Genomic DNA, 3,409 nt, shown 5'->3' on the forward strand with positions numbered 1-3,409 from the left:
TGGGGGTGGTGGTCATGCGGGGATGATCCACCAGGAGGTGGGGGACCGCCATCGGATAAGGGATTCCGCTTGTCCGCCACGGGATCCGTGCTTCTCCCGCCCTCCTGTTTCGTCTCGGGATTCCGAACGCCCCTCCCGCCTGCGGGGGTTGACCCCACCCTCCGGTCGCCTGCCTGCCGGATGGGGCGGGGTGCCCGGCTTCGACAAGGTGGGGCCATGACAGAGAATCCCGCACGCCGCGCCTCCCTCCTCGSTCTCTCCGCCGCCCTCGTCGCCGGGCTCGGCCTCGCCGCCGGCGGTGTCGCCCCCGCCTCCGCGGCCCCGGCCCCGGCCGCCGGGCTCGACTGGGGGGCGTGCGACCCCGCCGTCAAGCCGCTTCCCGGGCAGCGGTGCGCCACGCTCTCCGTACCCCTCGACTACGCCGACCCCGACGGGCAGCGGATCCGGCTCGCCGTCTCCCGGATCGCGAGTGCCCGCCCCGATGCCCGGCGCGGGACGCTCATGGTCATTCCGGGCGGGCCGGGCAGCTCCGGGGTGCAGCGATTGGCGCAGAAGGGTGCCGCTCTGGCGAAGGAGATGGACGGGGCGTACGACCTCGTCGCCTTCGACCCGCGTGGCGTCGGCGGCTCCGACAAGGCCTCCTGCGGGCTTCCCGAGGCCGACCGGTGGATGGTCACGCTGCGGTCCTGGCCCGGTGCCGACGGCTCGGTCGAGGCCAACGCGGCCCGTTCCCGGCGCACCGCCGAGGCCTGCGCCCGGAACGGCGGCGCCATGCTGCGCGGGCTCACCACCGCCAACCAGGTGCGGGACCTGGACCGGCTGAGGCAGGCGCTCGGTGAGCGGAGGCTGTCGGCGTGGAGCGTGTCGTACGGGACGTACGTGGCGGCCGCGTACGCCGAGACGTTCCCGGGCCGGACCGACCGCTGGGTCCTCGACAGCAGCAACGACCCCGACCCGAAGCGGGTCGCCCGCGGCTGGCTGGACGGCATGGCGCGGGGAGCCGAGGACCGCTTCCCCGACTTCGCCGCCTGGGCCGCCCACCCCGACCGCGGCGACGGCGGGCTCCGGCTCGCCGCGCGCCCCGAGGACGTCCGGCCCCTGGTGCTCGGCCTCGCCGCCCGCCTCGACCGCGCGCCGCGGCCCACGGCCACCCCCGGCGTCTCCCTCGACGGCACCGTGCTGCTCCAGGCGCTCCAGCTGGCCCTCTACTCCGACGCCTCCTTCCCCGCCTTCGCCCGGCTCGTCGCCGACGCCCTCGACCCCGAGGGCGAGCCCGTGCTGCCGCCCGAGCTGCGGGGCGCGCTGCCCGACGACGCCGCCGCCGTCACCATCGGCGTCATCTGCAACGACGCCGACTGGCCCCGACGGTCCGTGCGGTCCTTCGAGCGGGCCGTCGCGGCCGACCGTGCACGGCACCCGCTGACGCGCGGGATGACGGTGAACGTGACGCCCTGCGCGTACTGGAAGGGCGGCGCCGTCGAGAAGCCCGTCCGCGTCACCGACCGGGGGCCGTCCGACATCCTCATGATCCAGAACCTGCGGGACCCGGCCACCCCGCACTCCAAGGGGCTGGAGATGCGGCGCGCCCTCGGCGACCGGGCGCGGCTCGTCTCCGTCGACCACGGCGGGCACGGGGCCTACCTCGGCAACGGGAACGCCTGCGGGGACGGGGCGGTGACCCGCTTCCTCACCGAAGGCGTCCGGCCGGAGCGGGACGTGCTCTGCCGATAGGCACCACCTGTACGTACGAGGGGGCCAGGTCGGCACCTCCCGTACGTACGCGGGAGCCCGGTCGGCATCCTTCCGACCGGGCTCCCTCGGCGTACCGCGTCTCAGACCTTCGCGGGCTCCTGCTCGCGCTCCGGTGCCGGGCCGCCCCGCGCCACGGTCACCTCGGCCTGCGCGGTGTCCACGTCGAACTCCTCCAGGAGTTCCTTGCTGAAGCCCCAGAAGTACGTCGCCACGAAGCCCGCCACGTATCCGGCGAGCAGGCCGCCCGCGTAGATCGCGATCGTCTCGCCGAGGCCCTTGTTGCCGTCGAGGAGGGGGAAGAGGGCCCAGCCCGAGGGGCCGATGGCCGTCGAGCCGACCGTGTCGCCCAGCATGCTGAACAGACCGATGACACCGCCGCCGAACGCTCCGCCGACGCAGGCCGTGACGAACGGCCGGCCGAGGGGGAGGGAGACGCCGTAGATGAGGGGCTCGCCGACGCCCAGGAAGCCGGCCGGGAGCGCCGACTTGATGGTGCGGCGGATCGAGCCGTTGCGCGGGAGCTTCAGGTAGACGGCCATCGCCGCGCCGACCTGGCCGGCGCCCGCCATCGCGAGGATGGGGAGGAGCGCGGTGTAGCCCTGCTGCTCGATGAGCGTCGTGTGGATCGGGATGAGGGCCTGGTGCAGGCCCAGCATCACCAGCGGCAGGAACAGGCCGCCGAGGAGGAAGCCCGCTCCGGCGCCCGCGTTCGCGAGGAGCCAGTCGGCGAACTCGCCGATGGCGGTGGAGACCTCACCGGCCACGAACATCAGGCCGAAGATCGTGACGAGGCCGGAGACGAGGACCGTCAGGGTGGGGGTGACCAGGACGTCCAGGGCCTCCGGCACCCAGCGGCGGCACCACTTCTCCACGTACACCGCGAGGAGCGCCGCGCCGAGTGCGCCGAGGACACCGCCCTGGCCGGGGGAGAGCGTCTGGCCGAAGGCGTCGATCTTGGCGACTCCGGGGAAGACGATGATCGCCGCGACCGCGCCGCCGAGGATCGCCGTACCGCCGAACTCCTTCGCCGTGTTGTAGCCGACGAAGACCGCGATGAGCGCCATGAAGCCGCTGGCCATCGCCGCGAGCGCGGGGGTGACGCCGGGCAGCCAGCCGAGGTTGACGAGCAGGCCGTTGAGACCGGCGATGATGCCGCAGCCGATGAGGGCGGGGATCAGCGGGACGAAGATGTTCGCGATCCGGCGGAGGAAGAGCTTGAACGGGGTGGCGTTCTTCGCCTTCTGCTCCGCCTTCAGGGCCGCGCCCCGGTCCGCGAGGTCGTCCGCCGCGTGCGCCGGCTTCGGCGCCTCCGCCACCAGGGCCTCGATCTCCGGGGTCACGCGGGCGACGGTGCCGGGGCCGAGGACGATCTGGTAGGTGTCGTCTTCCACCACGCCCATCACGGCGGGCAGTGCCTTGAGTGCCTCGTCCTGGACGAGCGAGCGGTCGCGCAGACCCAGCCGGAGGCGGGTCATGCAGTGGGCCACGGAGCCGATGTTCTCGGCGCCGCCGACGAGGGGGAGGATCGCGGCGGCGATGGCGCGGTTCTTGTCGTCTGTGCTCATGGTGCGGTGGTGCCTTGCTGTGAGGGGTGCCTCTGGGGGAGGGGGCGTCCGGCGGGGCGGTGCGCCCCCTCCCCCAGAGGCACCCCTCACAG

The 3,409-nt window shown here is 73.9% G+C and carries 2 protein-coding genes; one reads left to right on the forward strand and one right to left on the reverse strand.

What is annotated here, in order from left to right; all coding sequences use genetic code 11:
- The first annotated feature begins 216 nt into the window (after nucleotides 1-216).
- A complete protein-coding gene (locus EAO70_RS03855) occupies nucleotides 217-1,731 on the forward strand; it encodes an alpha/beta hydrolase (RefSeq protein ID WP_148001611.1) in 1,515 nt (504 codons plus the stop codon).
- Between the two features lie 101 nt (nucleotides 1,732-1,832).
- Here the strand turns inward: EAO70_RS03855 and EAO70_RS03860 are convergent, their stop codons facing one another.
- Nucleotides 1,833-3,317 carry a PTS transporter subunit EIIC gene (locus EAO70_RS03860; RefSeq protein ID WP_261992639.1) on the reverse strand — a complete coding sequence of 495 codons (1,485 nt, stop codon included), beginning with the start codon at nucleotides 3,315-3,317 and terminating at the stop codon, nucleotides 1,833-1,835.
- Nucleotides 3,318-3,409: the final 92 nt, after the last annotated feature.

The organism is Streptomyces sp. adm13(2018) (assembly GCF_008042145.1).
GTDB lineage: Bacteria > Actinomycetota > Actinomycetes > Streptomycetales > Streptomycetaceae > Streptomyces.

Coding starts and splice junctions, on each gene's coding strand:
- EAO70_RS03860 (WP_261992639.1), bottom strand. CDS start 3,317: ATGAGCACAGACGACAAGAACCGCGCCATCGCCGCCGCGATCCTCCCC.